Here is a 21,539-nt window from a genome sequence, read left to right as displayed (position 1 = left end):
CCGCCTCAAGGACTGGAGGAGGGTCGCGACACGATATGACAAGCTCATGCTGAACTTTACAGCCACATGCTATATCGCTGCCATCGTCACATGGTGGCTCAATTGAGTCTGGACCCTAGGGCGCACTGCTCTCGGAGGTTCAACTAAAACGGCTGAAACGGGAGAGGGCGATACCGGATGCCGTTGCTACATTCAGGCTGTCGAACTCTTTGGACATAGGAATTCGCGCGCCAGTCAGTCGTGTCAACAAATGGTCAGGTAGACCATCTCCTTCAGTGCCCAGAAGCAGGGCTTGGCGCTTATGGTGTGGTGCCTGATAAATGTTCATCTCAGACGAAGGGCTCAACGCCAATATATCAAAATTGGCTGACTGTAGAGCGCTGATAATTTCTTCAATGGATGATCCATGAAAATAGGGCATCTTCAGCGTGGCACCCACAGAAACGCGGATTGCTTTTCGATAAAGTGGGTCGCAGCAGGTTTCGTCAAGGAGGACGCAATCAGCTTCGAATGCGGCCGCATTACGAAAGATAGAGCCGATATTGTCATGGTTGGAAATGCCGCACAAAACCACCACGAGCGCCGTTTCTGGTAAGCGGTCAATCATTTCGGAAAGCGTGGGTTGGGCTTTACGTCGTCCAACGGCAAGAATTCCGCGATGGACGTGGAACCCTGCGACCTCATCCATGACGGATTGAGACACAGAATAAACTGTTACACCTGCTGGCAAATGCCTGAATTGCTCTTGTAACCCATTTAGACGATTGTCGAGAACGAGCAGAGACTCTGTTTCGAAACGCGCATGGGCAGAAAATAGGACATTCAGGACGACTTTGCCTTCAGCAATAAACCGCTGTTGGCGACCAACCAGGTCTTTTTCACGAATATTCGTATAGGGGGATAAACGACCATCGCCAGAATCAGAAATTCTTACGACAACGCCGTGCGATCCGGTTTCTTCTTCCTTCATCGCACGACGTATGCCTCATGGATGTGCGTTATTGATGTATGACAGCCGCCAATTCACGTCGACGCGGAACAGGACTCATATAGAGACTTGAAAGCGTAGACAACATCAACTCAATGTGGGGTGAGGATACCATATAATAAATTGTCTGCGCATCACGTCGCGTCGATACGAGGTCAAGTGCCCGTAGTTTTGCGAGGTGTTGAGATAACGCTGATTGGCTAAGATCGATTGCTTTTGCCAAAGCACCAACAGACATTTCATTGTGAAGTAACTTGCACAGAATGAGTAGTCTTTTGTTGTTAGCAAGAGCTGAAAGAAAATCAGCCGCTTCATCTACATTTTCTATTAAATCAAAAAAATTATGTTCATTGGTCATTTGCAGTCATACCCCCGTAAGACAGCATTAGGTTAAAAAAATGCCCGCGCAACATTTGTCGAAGGCACCTTAAAATTAATACTATACGGAGAAATTGAAAAGGGCTTGCTTATATTTACCGCCTAAAAAAACTATAAATTTGTCCCAAAACTGTCGAGGTTTTGTTTCAGCGGCGGGTTTTCAGCACACCTGTCAATATTTCCAGTGCCACGCCGTTAGAATCGGCCTGTACTGGAAAATGTGATCGAATGACATGATCGCCACTTGAGAGATTGAAGCCATCGGGGTCAAGGCTCATTATTTTCCAGCGACCCGCCGCATGATTGTGACGTTTTGCAAGCAAATCGATTTCTTTTTCGTACTTGCTATTGGCGTCATCAATGCCGCTCTGCTCCGATGAGGCAATGGCATCGGCTATTTCGGACGGATTTATAAGGTCGGTACGGCTAAGATTGAATGCTTTGCCGAAACCACCGTTGAGACTGGCAGATTCTACAACTAGCCTGAAGAAGACGAAATCACCCAGGTCGACATACAGCGAGCCCTTGGGGTTATGGTTTAGATAGCGCCGCCTTGTACGTGCATAGTCTGCTGAATCTCGTTCAATCTTGAATGCCGTGCAATGGAGCGTGATACGAGGGTGAGCGAGTGGATCTCCCTTGCCGGCTTCTCCCAATAGCAATGAGCAGGCCGGATTAGCGATCAGCCCGGGCGTATGTGCTGCCAGTCCTGAAACAAGAATGACAGGCGTCCCATCAACGTCCGTGGCGACCGCTACACGGCTAGCCAGTGGTCTGCCTGTTACCGAGTCAAGCACGGCCAGTGCACCATAGCGGGAGGTTCGCATCAGCGTTTTAGCTAACTGAATGGCTTGCGGAGTCGTGGGGCGAATAGGGCTTTGGTCTTCGGGCATAAAAGCAGGCTCAAACATGACAATAATTCACCAGTTAATAGCTGGTGAGAATGCAGGAGTACAGAGCCCGATCGATCTTTGTTTGTAGAGGGGCGATCGGCTTTAGTAACAGCTAGCATTTTTTCATAGGGCTTGAATGGCAGTAGCTTGGAATCTGGCTGAGCTTAGTCCGCTGCGAGGCATCTAATGAGACGGTTTTGTATATATTTTAAGCGCGAAGATTATTATAATTCGACGGCAGTTAGCGCAATTTTCTAAAACCTAGCGCTATCGTGGAATAGAAATCTAATAATTTGGGGCAAAATCGGTTGAGAATATGACGGGATTCTAAAAATTGCGCTTGCAATGTGACAAGGCAAGCGTTTCGATAAGGCCAGGTTGCGCGCTTAGGGTGCGCGCAATATTATTTCCGTGGAGGCGGGCACTAAATGAAATTCTATAAAACACTTCTGGCGGCAACGGCAGTTGTCGCTCTGATGAGCGGCGCGGCATCGGCAAAGACCTTTGTATATTGCTCGCCAGCATCTCCTGAGGGTTTCGATCCAGCAGCTTACACCGGTGGTGACACGTTCGATGCGTCCGCGCATCCGGTCTATAACCGCCTTGCAGAATTCAAGAACGGCACGACCGAAGTTGTACCGGGCCTTGCAGAAAGCTGGGAAGTTTCGGAAGACGGCAAGGAATACACCTTCCACCTGCGTAAGGGCGTTAAGTTCCATTCGAGCGATTATTTCACGCCAACCCGTGATTTCAACGCTGACGACGTGATCCTTTCCTTCGACCGTATGGGCAACAAGGAAAACCCTTGGCACGAATATACGGCTGGCATTTCCTACGAATATTTCGATTCGATGGAAATGGGTTCGCTGATCAAGGAAATTCAGAAGGTTGACGACAATACCGTCAAGTTCATTCTGAACCGTTCAGAAGCTGCTTTCCTCGCCAACATCTCGATGCCTTTCGCTTCGATCATCTCGAAGGAATATACCGACAAGCTCGCTGCTGACGGCAAGAAAAGCGATCTCAATCAGGTTCCAGTTGGTACTGGTCCTTTCCAGTTTGTGGCTTACCAGAAGGACGCTGTCGTTCGCTTCAAGGCTAATCAGGACTATTGGGGCAACAAGCCGAAGATCGACGATCTGGTTTTCGCTATCACCACCGATCCTGCAGTCCGCGCGCAGAAGCTTAAGGCTGGCGAATGCCACCTGATGTCCTATCCTGCTCCAGCAGACATTAAGGACCTTCAGGCCGACAAGAATCTCAAAGTTGATGAACAGGCTGGTCTGAACATCGCTTACTTCGCTTACAACACGCTCGTTCCGCCATACGACAAGCCGGAAGTGCGCAAGGCCCTCAACCAGGCTGTGAACAAGCAGGCAATCGTTGATGCAGTGTTCCAAGGTCAGGGACAGGTTGCTAAGAACCCAATCCCACCGACAATGTGGAGCTACAACGACAAGATCGAAGACGACAAGTACGATCCTGAAGCTGCCAAGAAGGCTCTTGAAGCCGCTGGCGTCAAGGATCTGAAGATGAAGCTTTGGGCTATGCCTGTCAGCCGTCCTTACATGCCAAATGCACGTCGTACTGCTGAACTCATGCAGTCGGATTTTGCCAAGGTTGGCGTCAGCGCGGAAATCGTTTCGATGGAATGGGGTGAATACCTCAAGAAGTCTGGCGAAAAGGACCGCGACGGTGCAGTCATTCTCGGCTGGACCGGTGACAATGGCGATCCGGACAACTTCCTCGGTACGTTGCTCGGTTGCGCCGGTCTCGGCTCGAACAACCGCGCACAGTGGTGCTACCAGCCGTTCGAAGACCTGATCCAGAAGGCAAAGGTTTCGACCAACCATGAAGAACGCGTCAAGCTTTATGAAGAAGCTCAGGTGATCTTCAAGGAACAGGCTCCTTGGAACACCATTGCTCACTCGACTGTCTTTGTGCCGATGTCTGCTAAGGTCACGGGCTTCAAGCAGAGCCCGCTTGGTGATTATCGCTTCGAAGATGTCGATATCTCCGAGTAAAATCTGACAACACCAGCGGCCGGGTGTGGAGGTTCTCTCCGCACCCGGTCGGAGTTTTTGTATGTTTCGTTTTATTTTAAACAAACTCCTCTATCTGGTTCCGACGTTTATCGGCATCACGATCGTTGCATTCGCCTTCGTCCGCGTATTGCCGGGCGACCCGGTGCTATTGATGGCAGGTGAACGCGGCGTCAGCCCCGAGCGCCATGCGCAGCTATTGGCCCAGCTCGGATTTGATCGTCCGCTGTGGGAACAATATCTCAATTATGTCTGGAACCTTCTGCACGGCGATTTCGGCCAGTCATTAGTTACGAAGAAGCCGGTTCTGGTGGAATTCTTTGCCCTGTTCCCGGCAACGATTGAGCTTGCTGTCTGTGCGATCATTGTCGCCATTCTCGTTGGCATTCCAGCGGGCGTCATTGCTGCTGTGAAGCGTGGCTCCTGGTTCGATCAGGGCCTTATGGGCATATCGCTTGTTGGCTATTCGATGCCGATTTTCTGGTGGGCCTTGTTGCTGATCATCCTGTTCTCGGGTGTGCTACAATGGACGCCGGTTTCAGGCCGCATCTCGTTGCTCTATTACTTCCCGCCAGTCACGGGCTTCATGCTGATCGATAGTCTGCTGTCGGGGCAAAAAGGCGCTTTCGCCTCTGCTGCCTCGCATCTCATTCTGCCGACCATCGTGCTTGCAACCATCCCGCTTGCGGTGATTGCACGTCAGACGCGTTCGGCGATGCTGGAAGTTCTGGGTGAAGATTATGTCCGTACAGCACGTGCGAAAGGCTTGCCGATTCGCCGTGTCATTGGTCTGCATGCGCTGCGCAATGCGATGATCCCAGTCATCACGACAATCGGCCTTCAGGTGGGTGTGTTGATGGCGGGTGCTATCCTGACGGAAACCATTTTCTCATGGCCCGGAATTGGCAAATGGATGCTCGATTCCATTTCGCGTCGCGACTATCCGGTCGTACAGAGCGGACTGCTGATCATAGCGTTCATTATCATGATCGTGAATTTGGTCGTCGATCTGCTTTACGGTCTGATCAATCCGCGTATCCGGCACAAGTGAGGGTATAATGACACACTCAGCAATTCAGCCGGAAGCCGTGAACGAAGTCGGAAAAATCCGTGCTTTGAAAGATTTCTGGTTCTATTTCAGCGTCAATCGCGGCGCTGTCATCGGTCTCTTCGTATTTATGGCGCTTGTCGTTGTGGCAATTCTGGCGCCTCTTATTGCTCCGCACAATCCATCGGAGCAGTTTCGTGATTTCATGCTGGCACCTCCGTTCTGGGAGCAGGGTGGAAGCACTCAGTTTCTGCTGGGTACAGATGCTGTCGGCCGCGATATGCTATCCCGCCTGATCTATGGCGCTCAGTATTCGCTGCTCGTGGGTTTTGTCATTGTCATCATTTCGATGTGCCTTGGCATCACTATCGGCCTCATCTCCGGCTATTTCGGCGGCGGTGTGGACACGGTTTTCATGCGTATCATGGACGTGATTCTGGCGTTCCCGTCGCTATTGCTGGCACTGGTTCTGGTTGCCATTCTCGGACCGGGCCTCATCAACGCCGTTCTTGCGATTACGCTTGTTCTGCTTCCGCACTTTTCGCGTCTGACCCGTGCAGCCGTCATGGCTGAAAAGGAACGCGAATATGTGACGGCAGCCAAGCTCGCAGGTGCAAGCAAGCTGCGTCTGATGTTCAAGACCATTTTGCCAAACTGCCTGGCACCACTGGTTGTTCAGGCCACGATGTCGTTTTCCAACGCCATTCTTGACGTTGCAGCTCTCGGCTTCCTGGGCATGGGTGCGCAGCCACCAACACCGGAATGGGGTACAATGCTTGCAGAAGCCCGCGAATTCATCATGCGCGCATGGTGGGTTGTGACCTTCCCAGGTCTTGCGATCCTGATCACAGTTCTCGCGATCAATCTGATCGGCGATGGTCTGCGCGATGCGCTTGATCCGAAACTGAAGAGGAGCTGATCGATGGCTTTGCTTGATATCAAGAACCTCACGGTTTCGTTCGATACATCGACTGGTCCTTTCAAGGCGGTCGATGGCATCGATATCTCGGTCGATAAGGGCGAAGTGCTGGCGATCGTTGGCGAGTCGGGTTCCGGCAAGTCGGTTGGTATGCTTGCAGTCATGGGCCTGTTGCCCAAGACGGCGACGGTTACTGCCGACAGCATGACATTTGATGGCCAAAACCTGCTGGCAATGTCCGACAAGGAACGTCGCAAGATCATCGGACGCGATATTTCGATGATCTTCCAGGAGCCAGTTGCCAGCCTCAATCCGTGTTTTACGGTCGGCTATCAGCTCGAGGAAGTTCTCAATCGACATATGGGGCTTCACGGTGCGGCCAGCCACGCTCGTGCGGTCGAGCTGCTTGAACTGGTCGGTATTCGCGATGCAGCGGAACGTCTGAAGAGCTTTCCGCATCAGATGTCGGGTGGCCAGTGCCAGCGTGTCATGATCGCTATCGCGATTGCCTGTAATCCAAAGCTGCTGATTGCCGATGAGCCGACCACTGCACTCGATGTGACGATCCAGAAGCAGATTCTCGATCTGCTGATGCGTCTTCAGGTCGAACACGGTATGGGCCTGATCATGATCACTCATGATATGGGCGTTGTTGCTGAAACGGCGGATCGCGTGATCGTGCAGTATAAGGGGCACAAGATGGAGGATTCCGACGTATTGTCGTTGTTCACCGCGCCAAAGCACCCTTATACGCGGGCTCTTCTTTCGGCTCTGCCTGAAAATGCGACCGGCGACCGTCTGCCGACGGTTTCTGACTTTGTTCTTCAAAATAGTGTCGCAGGAGAAGCGTGATGAGCGAGATCGTTCTCGAAGCGCGCGATATCAAGCGCGATTACCATGTTGGCGGCGGTCTTTTCGGCAAGCCTAAGGTTGTTCACGCCGTCAAAGGTGTGAGCTTCAAGGTCGAAAAGGGCAAGACCCTCGCCATCGTTGGCGAATCGGGTTGTGGCAAGTCGACGCTTGCGCGTATCCTCACCATGATTGATCCGCAGACATCCGGCGAATTGCTGATCGGTGGACAGGATGTGAACATTGCCCGTGACGGACTGACAGCAGAGATGCGCCAGAAGGTGCAGATCGTGTTCCAGAACCCTTATGGCTCGCTCAATCCACGCCAGAAGATCGGCGATGTGCTGGCAGAACCTCTGTTGCTCAACACCAAGATGTCAGCTGCCGAGCGTCGTGAAAAAGCGATGGAAATGCTGCTGAAGGTTGGTCTCGGCAAAGAACATTTCAATCGCTATCCGCACATGTTCTCGGGCGGCCAGCGTCAGCGTATTGCTATTGCTCGCGCATTAATGCTCAACCCGAAGCTGCTCATTCTGGATGAGCCAGTGTCGGCGCTCGATCTGTCGGTGCAGGCACAGGTGCTCAATATTCTTGCCGATCTGCAGGAAGAGTTTGGCCTGACCTATGTCTTCATCAGCCACGACCTTTCGGTCGTGCGCTACATTGCTGACGATGTGATGGTGATGTATTTCGGTGAAGTGGTTGAATATGGGCCTCGTGAAGAGGTCTTTACCAATCCACAGCACGACTACACGAAGAAGCTTTTTGCAGCCACGCCACGCGCGGATGTTGATGCGATCCGTGCTCGTGTTGAAGCGCGTGCTGCAGCCCGCGCGGCGGCTCAGGCTTAAAGCCATTGTCTCGATAAGAAAAACGCCGTCCTTTTGGGGCGGCGTTTTTGTTTGAAGACATTGTTTTAGAGCGACGTTTGTGCGCTCAAGAGGGTGCACGGCACTCTAGAGCATTTCCTGTTTTGATTGAGTCATTGGAAATGCTCTATCCATTTGTTTTTACGCGCATCGTGTTCCGAAAACCGCTTCGCACTTTTCGGGATGCACTCTAATGCTGCCCTCGCTGTTGGTGCCAGGCAAGCGCGCGCACGATGTCGTCGGCGGCAATTTTGCCGATGATCGCGCCGTTCTCGACAATGCCCACATCACCGCCGCTGTCAGCAACGGCACCCATCAACTCGCGGATGAGCGTTTCGCGTCGTGTGGTTGCCGCAAACGGACGAGGTGCCGCATTACGGTCAAATGGCGTCATGATATCGCCCGCGCGCAAAACGCCCAGCGGATTCATGTGGGCGACGAAGTCGGCGACATACTTGTCTGCTGGCTGTAGCAGGATTTCCTGCGGTGTGCCGCATTGGACAATCCGTCCGCCTTCCATGATGGCAATGCGATTACCAATCTTCATGGCTTCATCAAGATCGTGGCTGACGAAGACAATGGTCTTCTTAAGCCGTGATTGAAAAGCCAGAAGTTCATCCTGCAAACGTGTTCGGATGAGCGGATCGAGAGCGGAGAAGGGCTCGTCCATAAGCAGGATCGGTGCGCCGGTCGCAAAGGCCCGGGCGAGACCAACACGCTGCTGCATGCCGCCTGAAAGTTCACTCACCTTGCGCGTGGCCCAATCTTGCAGGCCCACCAGTTCGAGCTGCTTGCGTGCCTGTGCAAGCCGCTCGTCCTTACGCATGCCGGAGATTTCCAGCCCGAAAGCCACATTCTCTTCGACCGTGCGCCAAGGCAACAGACCGAATTGCTGAAATACCATCGAGACGAGTTCAGTTCGTAAGTGCCGCATCGTGCCGCGATCGGCTTTGCCCACGTCAATCGTTCGCTCACCGTCACGCACCAGAACGCTGCCGCGTGAAATTGGATTGAGGCGATTGATGGCGCGCAGCAGGGTGGATTTTCCCGAGCCCGAAAGGCCCATCAAGACAAGAATTTCGCCTTCCTGAATATTGAGCGAGCAGTCATGTACGCCCAAAACAAGATCGGTTTCTGCCTGAATTTCTGAGCGCGAAGCGCCGCGATCCGCCAGTTCAAGCGCATTATCGCCATTCTTGCCGAAGATGATGCTGACATCTTTCAAGGCGATGATCGTCATGATTGCTCTCCTACTTTTCGCGTCCGGCGCGGAAGATGCGGTCGAGCACGATGGCGACCACGACGATGACGAAACCTGATTCAAAGCCCAGCGCGGTATTGACCGAATTGAGTGCGCGAACCACAGGCACACCAAGCCCATCAGCGCCCACAAGTGCTGCAATCACCACCATGGACAGTGACAGCATGATGGTTTGGGTGAGGCCGGCGAGGATTTGCGGCATGGCATAAGGCAGTTCGATCTTCCAGAGAAGCTGAGTGCGGGACGCCCCGAAAGCTTCGCCTGCTTCTATCAGCGAGGATGGTGTCGATGAGATGCCGAGATGTGTAAGCCGTACGGGTGCGGGCAGAACGAAGATCGCAGTGGCCAGCAAGCCGGGTACCATACCGATGCCAAAGAAAACGATGGCCGGGATCAGATACACAAAGGTCGGCAGCGTCTGCATCAGATCGAGAACTGGCCGCAGGATTGCATAAAGGGTGGGACGATGGGCGGCCGCAATCCCGAGCGGTACACCGATTGCCATACAGAGAAAGCAGGCCGACAGAACCAGCGTCAGTGTTTTGAGGGTGCCATCCCAATAACCCTGATTGATGATGAACAGAAAGCCAATAATCGTCAGGATAACCACCGAAATACGGCGCTGGATAAACCAGGCGATCACTGCAAAAATGACGATCAAGACGAGGGGATGCGGGAGCTGTAACAAGTACAACAATCCATCGATGAGCCACTGCATGATCGCAGCCAGCGTATCGAAAAAACCACCCATATTGTTCGTAAGCCAATCGACCACCGACTTTGCGGTTGGTCCGACTGGAATCTTATAGTCCGTCAGCCAGTTCAACGATCATGTCTCCTGCTGCGTGCTTTTCTGTTTGTTTTACGCATTTCCGAATTCAAAACCGATACGTACGTTTGCTGGAATTGCTCTGGATATTTACCCACAAATGAGTAGGCCGCGGTGATCCGCGGCCCGAGGCTTTGAAGATTACAGGCCGAGTTCCGACTTCACAGCCGGCAGGCCTTCCTTGCCATCAGCAGTGGTCACACCGTCGAGCCATTTGTCGAGAACAGCAGGATTTGCCTTGAGCCAAGCGTTTGCGGCCTTTGCTGGATCTTCGCCGTCGTCAAGAATCTTACCCATGATCTCGTTTTCCATTTCGAGCTGGAATTCGAGATTGGTAAGGAACTTGCCAACATTCGGGCATTCCTGCGCATAGCCTGCGCGGACATTGGTTTCGACTTTGGCGCCGCCAAGGTTCGGGCCGAAGAAATCGTCGCCACCGGTCAGATAGGCGATTTCAAAGCGCTTGTTCATCGGATGTGGTTCCCAGGCGAGGAACACGATCGGGTCCTTGCCGCGAACGCTCTTGCCGACCTGTGCAAGCATGCCCTGTTCTGACGATTCAGCGAGCTCAAACGACTTCAGGCCGAATGCATCCTTGCTGATCATGTCGAGGATCAGACGATTGCCGTCATTGCCTGGTTCGATGCCGTAAATCTTGCCACCAAGCTTGTCTTTGAAAGTGGCGATGTCTTTGAAGTCCTTGAGCCCTTCGTCATAGGCATATTTTGGTACGGCGAGGGTGTATTTCGCGCCCGTCAGATTGGTGCGGAGTGTTTCGACGGTCTTGTCATCCAGATAAGGCTTGAGATCGGCGCTCATGGACGGGTTCCAGTAGCCGAGAAACACATCAATGTCTTTCTTGCTGAGCGACGCATAGGTCACTGGCACGGAAAGAACCTTGATGTCGGTCTTGTAGCCGAGACCTTTGAGAATCTCAGTAGCCACCGCCGTGGTCGAAGTGATGTCGGTCCAGCCCACATCGGAAAAGCGAACGGTGGAGCAGCTTGCCGGTTCGGCCGCGAAGCTGGTGCCCGGCAGTGCGAACACAGCTGTCATTAAGGCTAGTGTACTCAAGGCATACTTGAGGGTGGACGTCGAAGTGGACTTCATTTCTCTCTCCATTAACCGGGCCGTTTTGACGGTTGATTGTTTTTCCGGTTCCGGCTTTTAGCAAACACCAAAGATTTCGCCGATCAAGTACCATTGCGGCGAAAATATTTCTGATTGCGACTTTGGGGTGTGTTGTACTCGTTTTTTATGGACCGTCAGTCAAAAAGGTTCTGCAGATGAGGCTTTGTAAGCCGAAGCAGTGCGAAGTGGCGCCATGTTACGCAAGGGGCATCTTGTTTCAACCCTTGAGCGCTGAAAACACGCGATAAAGTCAGAGACAGGCTGGTTCAAGGTTGTCGAAAAGCTTGCCGCACTCTATTTGAGATGTGTGAAGCTAATCAGAATATGCTGATCAGTGGTCAGCGGCTTTTCGGGCCAGTTGCCGGATAAGACCCGGACAATCTAAAATGTCGAATAGCCTGCAATTGCAGGCAAGAGGAAGGAATTTTTACGGTGTGGAATGCAGTACGGGGCGTTTTCTCCTTCCTTGGTCGATTTATCGCGGCATTGGCCCGCTTGATAGCAGTACCGCTCGGCGGTTTATGGCGGCTTTTCCTTAAGCTGGGAAATTTGTGGAAAGTTGCGATCGCCGTGGCCGTAATTGGACTGGGCGGTCTTTATATCTATTTTATCTGGCAAACGCAGGTCTGGACCAACTTCAATCCTGATTATCCAGCCAAGTACAGCTATCAGACGGCAGTGACACCCGGCGAGGAAGTGCAGAAGACACCTGCGCCATTGGCTGCAACGCCCGAACCGGCAACGCCAGCACCTTCCGAAAATAGCGCTGGTGGTACGGATACGACACCTGCCGCTGGTAACGGCGACACAAACACACAGTCCGAAACCTCGACGGAGTCACAGTCGCAGCCGATGCAGGCCGCGCAGATTCCATCGACTGCGCGTAAGTGTTCGCCTTCCGCAATTGCTGAAGTCGCAGCTGATCTCACCGATTTCAACGTGAACCAGAACGCGTGGATTTCCTCCATGCTGCTCTACAAGGTTGGTTTCTTTGGAATCGATTGGGATCGCACGCCATTTCTCGATAACAAGGCATCGTTCCAGCGCGGCATCAATGCAGCCGTACGCCGTACGGCTATCGAGTTGGTAGACAATATTGGCCGTTTGCGTGGCACATCCCAAATCGACGGAGATCTGCAAAAGGCGCGTGGCAATCTGCAGTTTGCCGAAGATGCCTGGTATTTTGGCCTGAGCCCGTTTGGACCAAAGACACCGACGCCAAGCTATTATCGCTCGGCGATCAAGGACTTACGTTCGTTCAATACGCGTCTTGAAAACTGTCAGGCCACGTTTGACGCGCGCGCCGACAATCTGATCCAGTTTGTCGATCGCATTGCGAGCGATTTGGGTTCGACCTCAGCAATCCTCAAGGACCGTGCAGAGAACTATCATGCTGGTTGGTTTGATACGCGCGCCGATGATCGCTTCTGGTTCGCTTATGGCCAGCTCTATGCCTATTACGGCCTCTTGCGCGCTGCCCATTCGGATTTCCGCGGGGTCCTGGCTGAAAAGCATCTTGATGGCGTATGGGATGAAATGGAACGGCAGTTGCGCTCGGCGCTCGATATGCAGCCGTTCATTGTTTCAAACGGTAGCCCGGATGCATGGTTTACACCGTCACATCTGACCACGATGGGCTTTTATATCCTGCGCGTTCGTTCCAATCTGGTCGACGTAAAGCAGGTTCTGGAGCGCTGATCTGCGATGGAATTGCCATCACTATTGCGTCAGGCTGTAGACACGACGCTTGAAGGAGTGGCTCTGGCCGACCTCAAGCGCGCGTCTGAGGTTTTGTCGCGGCGCTATCGCGCGGAAACACGCGATGGTCGCCTGCATATTTCTGACGAACTTGCCGCTAAGGCCTATCTTGCTGCGCGATTGCCTGCGACCTATGCGGCAGTGCGCGCAAGTTTTGAAAGCGTTGCGGAAGTGTGCCCAGACTTTGCGCCGACGACTATGCTTGATGTAGGCTGTGGGCCGGGGACCGCACTTTGGGCTGCACGCGAATGCTGGCCCGATCTCGCATCGGCGACCATGATCGAAGCAAGCCCTGCGATTCGTGCAGTGGGCGGCAAGCTTGCGGAAAATGTGGGTCTTGAAACGGAATGGCGCGCGGGCGATCTGGTCAAGGAAAAGCTTGATTTTCCGCAAACTGATCTTGTGACGATCGCCTATGTTCTTGACGAGCTGGCACCTCATGATCGCAAGGCGCTTGTCGAACGGCTATGGGCTTCAGCCCGCCATCTTTTCGTGATTGTAGAGCCGGGAACTCCTGCAGGCTGGCAGCGTATTCTCGACGCACGCGCGGCGCTCATTGAACAGGGTGCATATATTGCGGCACCTTGCACGCATCAGCTCGAATGCCCGTTGATTGCACCCGACTGGTGCCATTTTTCGCGCCGGGTTGCTCGCTCCCGCATTCATCGTCTGACCAAAGATGCCGAAGTGCCATGGGAAGACGAGAAGTTCATCTATCTGGCTGCGACGCGTGATCGGTCGCTTGCTGCATCAGCGCGGGTGATTGCGCCCACGCGTGTCGGCGGCGGCAAGGTGGCACTGAAACTTTGCATCGAAGATGGAAGCGCTGAAGAGCGTCTTGTCACCAAGCGGGACGGTGAGTTTTTCCGTTGGGCGCGCCGTGCCGATTGGGGCGATGCGGCATTGGGAAGCTAAGCCATGAAGATCAGTCTCGTCCAGTTGCGTTTGCTCGAAGCGGTAGCCGAAACCGGCAGTGTGGGGGCGGCCGCACGGAAGCTGGGCCTGACCCAGTCAGGGGCCAGTCAGGCGCTGTCGACGCTTGAGAAAATCCTCGGACTGGATCTGCTTGCCCGCAAACGCGACGGTGCGATGCTGACCGCTTTTGGGCAGACCATTCTTGATGATGCGCGCAGTGCTCTATCGGCTATGGATCGGATAGAAGCTCAGGCACGCAAGATGGTCACCAATGCGCCTGACAGGCTGCGCGTGGCTGCCATTCCCAGCCAGCTGGAATATGTGGTTCCTGATCTGCGCAAAACTTTTTTGCGGCTCCATCCGCGTGTGGAATTCAGCACTTTTGAAGGCGGACACGAGGATGTAAGCCTTTGGGTGAGTGACGGCATTGCTGATATTGGCATTACGTCACTGCCATTTTCCGGTTTGGAAGCGGTTGAAGTAGGGCAGGAAGAATTGGTCGTGGTCGGTCGACGTGACGACCCCTTCATGCGGCGGGATGTGGTTGCCCCACGCGATCTGCGAGATCGACAGTTGATTGCGGCTGCGGGTTGCGAGTTGATCCTTGATCGTATCATTCATGCGGATGGGGGGGCGCGAAGCGAGCAGGTAAGAACACGGGATGTTGCCACTGTGCTCGAAATGGTGCGACATGGCATTGGCATGACGCTGTTGTCGGAGATCAGCTTACCGGGTTCCGATTTGCATGATCTGCGAGCGATCAAACTCAATCCGCCGACATTCAGAACGGTCTATATTGTCTATCGTGCCGATAGCCCGGTAAGGCATTTGATCGATAGTTTCTGCGTTATCGCCAAAGATGCAAATATCAAAGCGGCATAAGAATTTCTAATACCTCATATTTGACTTATCCGTGCCGCCTACGCTCACTGTTTCTGCAATAGTCGCCCAACTATTCATGAATCAGAGCAAAGCAAATATGACTGCCACCACCGATTCGACTATTCCAGTTTCAGCAAACGATACGATAAAGGGCTTGCTTTGGGGGCTTTCGGGCGTCCTCGTCTGGTCGGGCTCGTTCGTACTGACCCGCTTTGGCTTTAAAACAGCACTCATGCCGTCGGACATTATTGCATTGCGCTTCGGTGTGGCGGGGTTGGTGCTGCTGCCGGTCGTCTTTGCGAAAGGGTTCGGCTTTAGACAATTGGGGCCGCTTGGCTTTGTGCTTCTTGCGTCTGGCGCTGGCTTTCCCTATGCGCTTCTGACTGTGTACGGGTTGCAGTTTGCTCCCGCGTCCCATGCGGCTGCGCTTATCCCCGGCCTGATGACAGCACTCGTTGCTATTCTCGGTGTCCTTCTGCTTCAGGAGCGTCTGGCGTTATCCCGTTGGACCGGGGTGGTGCTGATCCTGATTGGAAGCGGATTGATCGCCGGCTTGTCGCAATTGGGTGGGCAAGAGATGATAGGACACCTCTCGTTTTTTGCAGCAGCCTTGGTCTGGTCGATCTACGTGATGGTTTTTCGCAGGAAAGGCATGGACGGGCTTCACGCTACAGCGATTGCCGCCGTGACGTCTGCGCTGGTGTTTCTGCCAATCTATGTGCTGTTCCTGAAAAAAGGCATTGGCGAAACCGCTTGGGGCGATATTGCTTTGCAGGGCTTTTATCAGGGTGTGTTGACATCAGCCTTCGGTGTCTTCGCCTTTAACCGTGCAGTTGTGCTTTTGGGAACAGCAGCGGGAGCGGCCTTATCTGCCCTTATTCCGGTGGCAACTTTGGTGCTGGCTCTGCTGTTGCTCGGAGAAGTGCCGGGCTGGACCGACACCACCGCTGCCCTTCTGATCAGTCTCGGTGTTTTGGCGCTGAACAGAAAGGGCAGAAAATCTAGAGCGTGTCGCGCTTAATCGCACCCATGGCGCTCGCTCTAGATTCTTTTAACTGTCGCATGTCGAGCTCAAATGAATCCATTTGAGCTCGACATGCTTTAGCGTATCATGACGCCTGAAGTATAGGGCGGCGGGAAGGGCGATTGATGAGGAACACCATCGCCGCCGCAGCGAAGCACATGGCACCTGCCAGAATAAGCGCAGGTGTGTAGCTGTCGTAATCGGTGCGGACATAGCCTGCGAAGGCTGCTGCTGCGGCCGCACCCACCTGATGGCCTGTGAATACCCAACCGAAGATCATACCGGCTTTTTCAGGACCGAACTGTTCAGCGGCAAGCTTTACGGTAGGTGGTACAGTGGCTACCCAGTCGAGGCCATAGAACACGGCGAAGAGTGCAAGTTCGTAAAGTGTGAAGTCTGTGAACGTCAGATAGATGAGCGATAGGCCGCGCAGGGCATAGAACCAAAACAAAAGCCAACGATTGTCGAAGCGGTCGGTAAGCCAGCCAGAAGCAATAGTGCCGATCAGATCGAACGCGCCAATGACGGCCAGAATACCTGCTGCACCCACTGGTACGATGCCGAAATCGCCGCAAAGTGCAATCCAGTGCGTTTGTATCAGACCATTCGTGGAAAAACCGCAGACGAAAAATGTGATGAACAGCACCCAGAAGGTTGAGGTGGAAGATGCTTCACGCAATGTCACCAGCGGCGAGATAAGCATGGAGCCAAACTGCTTTTTTGGTTCCGGTGCAGGCATTGGCGCGGTTCGTCCGTAAGGCTTAAGTCCGACATCCGCTGGATTGTCACGCATCAACGCCAGGACCAGCACAAGCGCTGCCAGCAAGAACGAAATGACAATTGTGAGCGACGTGCGCCAACCTATCGACTGACTCACGCTGGCCAGAATTGGCATAAAAATAAGCTGTCCGGTGGCGTTACTGGCCGTCATCATGCCGACGACGAGGCCGCGGCGCTTTTCAAACCAGCGCGCGGCAACGGTCGCGCCCAGCACGAGGGCTGTCATGCCAGTGCCAAGTCCGATGACGACACCCCAAAGTGCAACCATCTGCCATTGCTCAGTCATGAAAATCGAGCCTACAAGGCCTAGTGAGATCATGATCAGTGCAGCCATGACCACCCGTCGAAGACCAAACTGGTTCATGAAAGCAGCTGCAAACGGTCCCATGAGCCCGAACAAAACGAGACGCAGAGCCATCGCGAATGAAATATCCGCGTTGGTCCAGCCGAATTCACTCTGAAGCGGCTCAATTAATATGCCCGCCGATCCCATTGCCGCAGCTGTTGCCAGCATGGTGAGGAAGGTGACAGCAGCGACGACCCATCCATAATGGATGTTTCTTTGCGCAAGAAAGCTGGCAAGGCTGGCTGAAATCATTTTCGGCGCTTTCGAGTTCGAGCTGGGTTACGGCCAGCCGCATATTGGAAGGCGGAACCGCTCGCCATCTATCGGCTATGCAGGTTCCTGTCATTGTTTGTAGTCAATTCAGTCAAAGGAGCAGAGCGTCATGAGATGGCGCGGAGTAGCGATTGCAATTGTTCAACACCGTCATCACCAAGCCGCGCTTCTATTTCGTCTTGTGCTTTGTCCCACAGCGGCGCTCCACGTCTGACAATATCTCGTCCTTCGTCGGTGAGTGTGACGCTGGTTTCGCGATGATCTTCACTTGCTGCAGGCTCAACCAATCCCATGCGCTGCAGAACTTTTGCGTTGCGACCCATCGTTGAACGATCAAGCTCCGCCTTGTGGGCAAGCTCGGTTAGCGAAATCGAACCGGCGCGGGAGATTTTTCGCAGCAGGCTGAATTGCGCAATATTGATGCCAAGGGGTGCCAGCGCTTCATCGTAGATAGCTGACGATTTGCGAGCCGCTTGACGCAGAAGGATGCAGATACAAGGAGTAGACATAACGCGGGTATATACCCGTAAATAATAATTTGCAATAGCGCGCGGATCAGAACGCTAGAGCGCCGTGCGCCCTCTTGGGCGCACAAAGGTCGCTCTAACACTCTATATTTACAGCATAATTTTACCTTAAACTGATTCAAGTGTAAGGAGTTATGCTGTAGGGCAATACTGTCCTGACCGTCGTCAAACTAAGCGAATCTTGGTGCGAAAACGGCTCTGTTTCGTGCGATAAAAGTGTCAGTGTAACCAGATCAAACGGCGATATGTGAGGTTTCCTTGACCTCTTCCATAACCGCGTAAGTGTGGGACTCACGCACGCCGGGCAGCGAAAGCAACGCCTCAGACAGAAAACGCCGATAATGATCCATATCGGACACACGCGCTTTGATCAGATAGTCGAAGCCACCAGCAACCATATGGCATTCCAGAATATCGGGGTTGCCACGTGTGAAAGTAGAGAACGTTTCAAAGACTTCCGGTGTAGTGCGGTCGAGCTTGATCTCGATAAAAACCAGCATTGAGCGGTCGAGCATCTTTGGCGACAGGTGCGCCGAATAGCCCAGAATATACCCCTCGCGCGTCAGACGTTTGACGCGTTCTGCGGTTGCGGTTTGGGAAAGATTAATGCGATCAGCGAGTTCAGTATTGGTCAGTCGACCGTTTTCCTGAAGCGCTTGCAGAATACTCCTGTCCATCGCATCGATATTTTTCATCGTTGTCCCCATTAGGCCGCCTGCTTGGGCGGCTTTTTATTGATTAATTGTAAATGATTTGCTTGCGAAATGAATCCGAATTCTGCGTTTGACGCAAGGCAAAATTTTTGACGCACGCATAAGTTGGAGCTCGTTCATGCAGTTGAAGAGAGAGGGGCAACGATAGAATTAACAGTTGTGAGATGATTGCAATCTAAAGTAGAAACAAGATATACTTAAAGTGATATTGCGCGTATAAAGTTATGACTTCTAACGGGTGTTATACCTACCGCTCGCCGGTAAAGGTACACCTCGACAATTCGGATTGTCCTGATGTTACAGCGGTTTCAGTCAATGTTGAATCGTTGGAACCGCTGTGACTATTTGCTTTTACGCATTTCCGAACGCAAAACCGATTCCCACTTTTGCTGGAAATGCTTTAACGAGGGCAGTTTCAGCCGAGGCTGAGGCTGCTCTATCTATCAGTTTGATTATTCTGGCGCATCTCCGTCATTTAAAACCGCTTAGCAGACGCAATCTGAATTGCGTTCAGTAGCCAAGCTGACAATACTGGCCGTATCGAGCTAACAGGGATGTTACTGCTCTGCTCTAGGCTTCAAATTTCCAGTTGCAAGCGACGCACGGTAAGGATAACAGTATCGCCATGAACATTTCGCGCATTGACATCAAAGGCTGGTGGTGGGCTCGCTAAAAGCGGCCACGCAGGCGTTTGTGCATTTGCGTTTTAGGAACAGGCCGCTGGGATTATTATCCGGGCGGCCTTTTTGTTTGGCTGTTTGAATAAGGTCAGCGGTAGGGGACACCGGGTTTCAGAAGTGTTCGACAACGAAAAAGATTTGGGATTTGCCAGTCATGAATGCGAAGATTGCGGATAGCGAGATATTCACGCACGAGACAGCGGGCGGCATTGTTGTCGAACGCGTGCGCCATCTGACTGCTTATAAGGGAGCCATCGAGACTTATATCGATGCTCTCAATGAGCGGCGGGGGGCGGTCTTTTCCTCTAACTACGAATATCCGGGCCGCTACACGCGATGGGACACGGCAATTGTTGATCCGCCAGTCGTGATCACCTCACGCGCTCGTCAGATGCGTATCGAAGCGCTGAACAAGCGCGGCACGATCCTGCTGCGTCCGATCCTCAAGACGGTTCAAGCACTTGCCGAAGTGAAGGTCGATAAGGCCGATGAAGACCTTATCGAGCTGACGATTGCTGACCCTACAGGCACATTCACCGAAGAAGAACGCTCGCGTATGCCTTCGGTCTTTACCGTGCTGCGTGCGATTGTGGGCCTTTTCTTCTCCGAAGAAGATGCAAATCTCGGCCTTTATGGTGCATTCGGCTACGATCTCGCGTTCCAGTTCGATCCGATCGAATACAAGCTCAAGCGTCCTGATGATCAGCGTGATCTGGTACTTTTCATTCCTGATGAAATCTTTGTGGCCGACCACTATTCGGCGCGCGCATGGGTGGATCGCTACGAATTTGTCTGCGGTGGTTCTTCAACACATGATCTTGCACGGGCGACACCGGTGCAGCCATTCAAGCCTGCAGAGCGTGATCTGCCGCGTGGCGATCATAATCCGGGCGAATATGCCAAGCTGGTTGAACGCGCGAAGGAAAGCTTCAGGCGTGGCGATCTGTTTGAAGTCGTGCCGGGGCAGACTTTCTATGAGCGCTGCCACACGGCTCCTTCTGAAATCTTCCGTCGCCTGAAGTCGATCAATCCATCGCCTTATTCGTTCTTCATCAATCTGGGTGAAAACGAATATCTGGTTGGCGCTTCGCCGGAAATGTTCGTGCGCGTCAATGGTCGCCGCATCGAGACCTGCCCGATTTCCGGCACCATCAAACGCGGTGAAGATGCGATTTCAGATTCGGAGCAGATTCTGAAACTGCTCAACTCCAAGAAAGACGAGTCCGAGCTGACTATGTGTTCGGACGTCGATCGCAATGACAAAAGCCGGGTTTGTGAACCAGGTTCAGTGCGGGTGATCGGTCGCCGTCAGATCGAGATGTATTCACGCCTGATCCACACGGTTGATCATATTGAAGGTCGTTTGCGCGATGGTATGGATGCGTTTGACGGCTTCCTCAGTCATGCATGGGCTGTAACCGTAACCGGTGCACCAAAACTTTGGGCTATGCGCTTTCTCGAAGAAAACGAGCGCAGCCCGCGTGCGTGGTATGGTGGCGCCATCGGCATGATGCACTTCAATGGTGATATGAATACCGGGCTTACGCTGCGCACGATCCGCGTCAAGGATGGTGTGGCGCAGATTCGTGCCGGAGCGACGCTATTGTTTGATTCCAACCCTGAAGAGGAAGAAGCAGAAACCGAACTGAAGGCATCCGCAATGATTGCCGCGGTGCGTGAAGCACAGAAGAGCAATCAGGTTGCTGAAGAACGCGTTGCCGCAAAGGTGGGTGAGGGGATTTCGATTCTGCTGGTTGATCACGAAGATTCCTTCGTACACACACTCGCCAATTATTTCCGGCAGACGGGTGCAACGGTTGCGACTGTGCGTTCGCCGGTTGCCGAAGAAGTGTTCGACCGCATCAATCCTGATCTTGTCGTGCTGTCGCCCGGACCGGGTACGCCGCAGGACTTCGACTGCAAGGCGACCATCGACAAGGCGCGAAAGCGTCAGCTGCCGATCTTCGGTGTCTGTCTTGGGCTTCAGGCGCTGGCGGAAGCCTATGGCGGCACGTTGCGTCAGCTGCGCATTCCGATGCATGGCAAGCCGTCGCGTATCAGGGTTTCAAAGCCTGAACGCATTTTCTCAGGCTTGCCTAAGGAAGTAACGGTTGGCCGTTATCACTCGATCTTTGCCGATCCTGAACGTCTGCCAGATGATTTCCTGGTCACGGCAGAGACGGAAGATGGTGTCATCATGGCTTTCGAGCATAAGAAAGAGCCGGTTGCAGCGGTTCAGTTCCATCCCGAATCCATTATGACACTGGGTCACAATGCAGGCATGCGGATGATCGAAAACGTCGTGGTGCATTTTGCAGCTAAGCACAAAGCGCGTCGCACCAATTACTAATTGATTTTCTGACTCGTAACACAATCAACCGGCCGTGGTGAAAACTGCGGCCGGTTTTTTCGTTTATGGCCTTATAAAATCATG

Annotated in this window: 19 protein-coding genes and 1 pseudogene; 11 read left to right on the top strand and 9 right to left on the bottom strand. The window is 53.1% G+C overall.

The features are described from left to right. Window positions 1–106: pseudogene (locus OIV19_RS16205) on the top strand (IS5/IS1182 family transposase); the annotation flags it as partial. A gap of 33 nt (window positions 107–139) precedes the next feature. On the opposite strand, the gene OIV19_RS16200 reads toward OIV19_RS16205, so the two are convergent. From OIV19_RS16200 to OIV19_RS16190, 3 genes are all read right to left on the bottom strand, one after another. After that, window positions 140–970: a TrmH family RNA methyltransferase gene (locus OIV19_RS16200; RefSeq protein WP_264232255.1), complete on the bottom strand. Its 831-nt coding sequence runs from the start codon at window positions 968–970 to the stop codon at window positions 140–142. A gap of 28 nt (window positions 971–998) precedes the next feature. Continuing rightward, entirely contained in the window at window positions 999–1,346 is a 348-nt protein-coding gene (locus OIV19_RS16195; protein WP_095447142.1) for an ArsR/SmtB family transcription factor, read from the bottom strand. A 166-nt stretch (window positions 1,347–1,512) separates the two neighbouring features. Then, a complete protein-coding gene (locus OIV19_RS16190) occupies window positions 1,513–2,259 on the bottom strand; it encodes a HugZ family pyridoxamine 5'-phosphate oxidase (RefSeq protein WP_498831056.1) in 747 nt (248 codons plus the stop codon). A gap of 428 nt (window positions 2,260–2,687) precedes the next feature. On the opposite strand from OIV19_RS16190, the gene OIV19_RS16185 reads away from it, so the two are divergent. The 5 genes from OIV19_RS16185 (at window position 2,688) to OIV19_RS16165 (ending at window position 7,968) form a co-directional block, all read left to right on the top strand. Further along, the gene (locus OIV19_RS16185) at window positions 2,688–4,283 is read left to right on the top strand and encodes an ABC transporter substrate-binding protein (protein ID WP_264232253.1); all 1,596 of its coding nucleotides are present in this window, start codon (window positions 2,688–2,690) and stop codon (window positions 4,281–4,283) included. A 61-nt stretch (window positions 4,284–4,344) separates the two neighbouring features. Further along, window positions 4,345–5,352 (top strand): ABC transporter permease subunit, encoded by a 1,008-nt coding sequence (locus tag OIV19_RS16180; protein WP_095447140.1) that lies wholly within the window; start codon window positions 4,345–4,347, stop codon window positions 5,350–5,352. Between the two features lie 7 nt (window positions 5,353–5,359). After that, window positions 5,360–6,268, top strand: a complete 909-nt coding sequence (locus OIV19_RS16175) for an ABC transporter permease subunit (protein WP_095447139.1) — start codon at window positions 5,360–5,362, stop codon at window positions 6,266–6,268. Between the two features lie 3 nt (window positions 6,269–6,271). Next, window positions 6,272–7,120 (top strand): ABC transporter ATP-binding protein, encoded by an 849-nt coding sequence (locus OIV19_RS16170; protein ID WP_095447138.1) that lies wholly within the window; start codon window positions 6,272–6,274, stop codon window positions 7,118–7,120. Beyond that, a complete protein-coding gene (locus OIV19_RS16165; RefSeq protein WP_095447137.1) occupies window positions 7,120–7,968 on the top strand; it encodes a dipeptide ABC transporter ATP-binding protein in 849 nt (282 codons plus the stop codon). The genes OIV19_RS16170 and OIV19_RS16165 overlap by 1 nt, the downstream gene beginning before the upstream one ends. A gap of 208 nt (window positions 7,969–8,176) precedes the next feature. On the opposite strand, the gene choV is transcribed toward OIV19_RS16165, so the two are convergent. The 3 genes from choV to OIV19_RS16150 form a co-directional block, all read right to left on the bottom strand. After that, window positions 8,177–9,226, bottom strand: a complete 1,050-nt coding sequence (gene choV, locus OIV19_RS16160; RefSeq protein ID WP_264232252.1) for a choline ABC transporter ATP-binding protein — start codon at window positions 9,224–9,226, stop codon at window positions 8,177–8,179. Window positions 9,227–9,236: 10 nt separating this feature from the next. Further along, window positions 9,237–10,073 carry a choline ABC transporter permease subunit gene (gene choW, locus OIV19_RS16155; RefSeq protein WP_095447135.1) on the bottom strand — a complete coding sequence of 279 codons (837 nt, stop codon included), beginning with the start codon at window positions 10,071–10,073 and terminating at the stop codon, window positions 9,237–9,239. A 144-nt stretch (window positions 10,074–10,217) separates the two neighbouring features. Then, complete coding sequence (locus OIV19_RS16150; RefSeq protein ID WP_498831054.1) at window positions 10,218–11,186, bottom strand: choline ABC transporter substrate-binding protein; 969 nt, start codon at window positions 11,184–11,186, stop codon at window positions 10,218–10,220. Window positions 11,187–11,639: 453 nt separating this feature from the next. Here OIV19_RS16150 and OIV19_RS16145 point away from each other — a divergent pair, with 453 nt between their 5' ends. The 4 genes from OIV19_RS16145 (at window position 11,640) to OIV19_RS16130 (ending at window position 15,783) form a co-directional block, all read left to right on the top strand. Continuing rightward, window positions 11,640–12,905, top strand: coding sequence for a DUF2333 family protein (locus tag OIV19_RS16145; protein WP_095447133.1), 1,266 nt, complete (start codon window positions 11,640–11,642; stop codon window positions 12,903–12,905). A gap of 6 nt (window positions 12,906–12,911) precedes the next feature. Further along, window positions 12,912–13,880: a small ribosomal subunit Rsm22 family protein gene (locus tag OIV19_RS16140; RefSeq protein ID WP_264232251.1), complete on the top strand. Its 969-nt coding sequence runs from the start codon at window positions 12,912–12,914 to the stop codon at window positions 13,878–13,880. Between the two features lie 3 nt (window positions 13,881–13,883). Next, window positions 13,884–14,762: a LysR family transcriptional regulator gene (locus OIV19_RS16135; RefSeq protein ID WP_264232250.1), complete on the top strand. Its 879-nt coding sequence runs from the start codon at window positions 13,884–13,886 to the stop codon at window positions 14,760–14,762. A gap of 97 nt (window positions 14,763–14,859) precedes the next feature. Then, window positions 14,860–15,783 (top strand): DMT family transporter, encoded by a 924-nt coding sequence (locus tag OIV19_RS16130; protein ID WP_264232249.1) that lies wholly within the window; start codon window positions 14,860–14,862, stop codon window positions 15,781–15,783. Window positions 15,784–15,871: 88 nt separating this feature from the next. Here the strand turns inward: OIV19_RS16130 and OIV19_RS16125 are convergent, their stop codons facing one another. From OIV19_RS16125 to OIV19_RS16115, 3 genes are all read right to left on the bottom strand, one after another. Continuing rightward, on the bottom strand, window positions 15,872–17,164 hold the full coding sequence (locus OIV19_RS16125) for an MFS transporter (protein ID WP_095447130.1): 1,293 nt from the start codon (window positions 17,162–17,164) through the stop codon (window positions 15,872–15,874). Window positions 17,165–17,292: 128 nt separating this feature from the next. Beyond that, window positions 17,293–17,694 carry a MarR family winged helix-turn-helix transcriptional regulator gene (locus OIV19_RS16120; protein WP_095447129.1) on the bottom strand — a complete coding sequence of 134 codons (402 nt, stop codon included), beginning with the start codon at window positions 17,692–17,694 and terminating at the stop codon, window positions 17,293–17,295. A gap of 251 nt (window positions 17,695–17,945) precedes the next feature. Next, a complete protein-coding gene (locus tag OIV19_RS16115) occupies window positions 17,946–18,407 on the bottom strand; it encodes an Lrp/AsnC ligand binding domain-containing protein (protein ID WP_095447948.1) in 462 nt (153 codons plus the stop codon). A gap of 852 nt (window positions 18,408–19,259) precedes the next feature. Here OIV19_RS16115 and OIV19_RS16110 point away from each other — a divergent pair. Continuing rightward, the gene (locus tag OIV19_RS16110) at window positions 19,260–21,455 is read left to right on the top strand and encodes an anthranilate synthase component I (protein ID WP_264232248.1); all 2,196 of its coding nucleotides are present in this window, start codon (window positions 19,260–19,262) and stop codon (window positions 21,453–21,455) included. Window positions 21,456–21,539 lie beyond the last annotated feature (84 nt).

The sequence above is a fragment of the Brucella sp. HL-2 genome (assembly GCF_025846885.2).
In the GTDB taxonomy this organism is placed as follows: domain Bacteria; phylum Pseudomonadota; class Alphaproteobacteria; order Rhizobiales; family Rhizobiaceae; genus Brucella; species Brucella quorumnocens.
This window is presented reverse-complemented; position numbering and strand designations above follow the sequence as displayed.

Coding starts and splice junctions, on each gene's coding strand:
- OIV19_RS16200 (WP_264232255.1), bottom strand. CDS start 970: ATGAAGGAAGAAGAAACCGGATCGCACGGCGTTGTCGTAAGAATTTCT.
- OIV19_RS16195 (WP_095447142.1), bottom strand. CDS start 1,346: ATGACCAATGAACATAATTTTTTTGATTTAATAGAAAATGTAGATGAA.
- OIV19_RS16190 (WP_498831056.1), bottom strand. CDS start 2,259: ATGCCCGAAGACCAAAGCCCTATTCGCCCCACGACTCCGCAAGCCATT.
- OIV19_RS16185 (WP_264232253.1), top strand. CDS start 2,688: ATGAAATTCTATAAAACACTTCTGGCGGCAACGGCAGTTGTCGCTCTG.
- OIV19_RS16180 (WP_095447140.1), top strand. CDS start 4,345: ATGTTTCGTTTTATTTTAAACAAACTCCTCTATCTGGTTCCGACGTTT.
- OIV19_RS16175 (WP_095447139.1), top strand. CDS start 5,360: ATGACACACTCAGCAATTCAGCCGGAAGCCGTGAACGAAGTCGGAAAA.
- OIV19_RS16170 (WP_095447138.1), top strand. CDS start 6,272: ATGGCTTTGCTTGATATCAAGAACCTCACGGTTTCGTTCGATACATCG.
- OIV19_RS16165 (WP_095447137.1), top strand. CDS start 7,120: ATGAGCGAGATCGTTCTCGAAGCGCGCGATATCAAGCGCGATTACCAT.
- choV (WP_264232252.1), bottom strand. CDS start 9,226: ATGACGATCATCGCCTTGAAAGATGTCAGCATCATCTTCGGCAAGAAT.
- OIV19_RS16150 (WP_498831054.1), bottom strand. CDS start 11,186: ATGAAGTCCACTTCGACGTCCACCCTCAAGTATGCCTTGAGTACACTA.
- OIV19_RS16140 (WP_264232251.1), top strand. CDS start 12,912: ATGGAATTGCCATCACTATTGCGTCAGGCTGTAGACACGACGCTTGAA.
- OIV19_RS16135 (WP_264232250.1), top strand. CDS start 13,884: ATGAAGATCAGTCTCGTCCAGTTGCGTTTGCTCGAAGCGGTAGCCGAA.
- OIV19_RS16130 (WP_264232249.1), top strand. CDS start 14,860: ATGACTGCCACCACCGATTCGACTATTCCAGTTTCAGCAAACGATACG.
- OIV19_RS16125 (WP_095447130.1), bottom strand. CDS start 17,164: ATGATTTCAGCCAGCCTTGCCAGCTTTCTTGCGCAAAGAAACATCCAT.
- OIV19_RS16120 (WP_095447129.1), bottom strand. CDS start 17,694: ATGTCTACTCCTTGTATCTGCATCCTTCTGCGTCAAGCGGCTCGCAAA.
- OIV19_RS16115 (WP_095447948.1), bottom strand. CDS start 18,407: ATGAAAAATATCGATGCGATGGACAGGAGTATTCTGCAAGCGCTTCAG.
- OIV19_RS16110 (WP_264232248.1), top strand. CDS start 19,260: ATGAATGCGAAGATTGCGGATAGCGAGATATTCACGCACGAGACAGCG.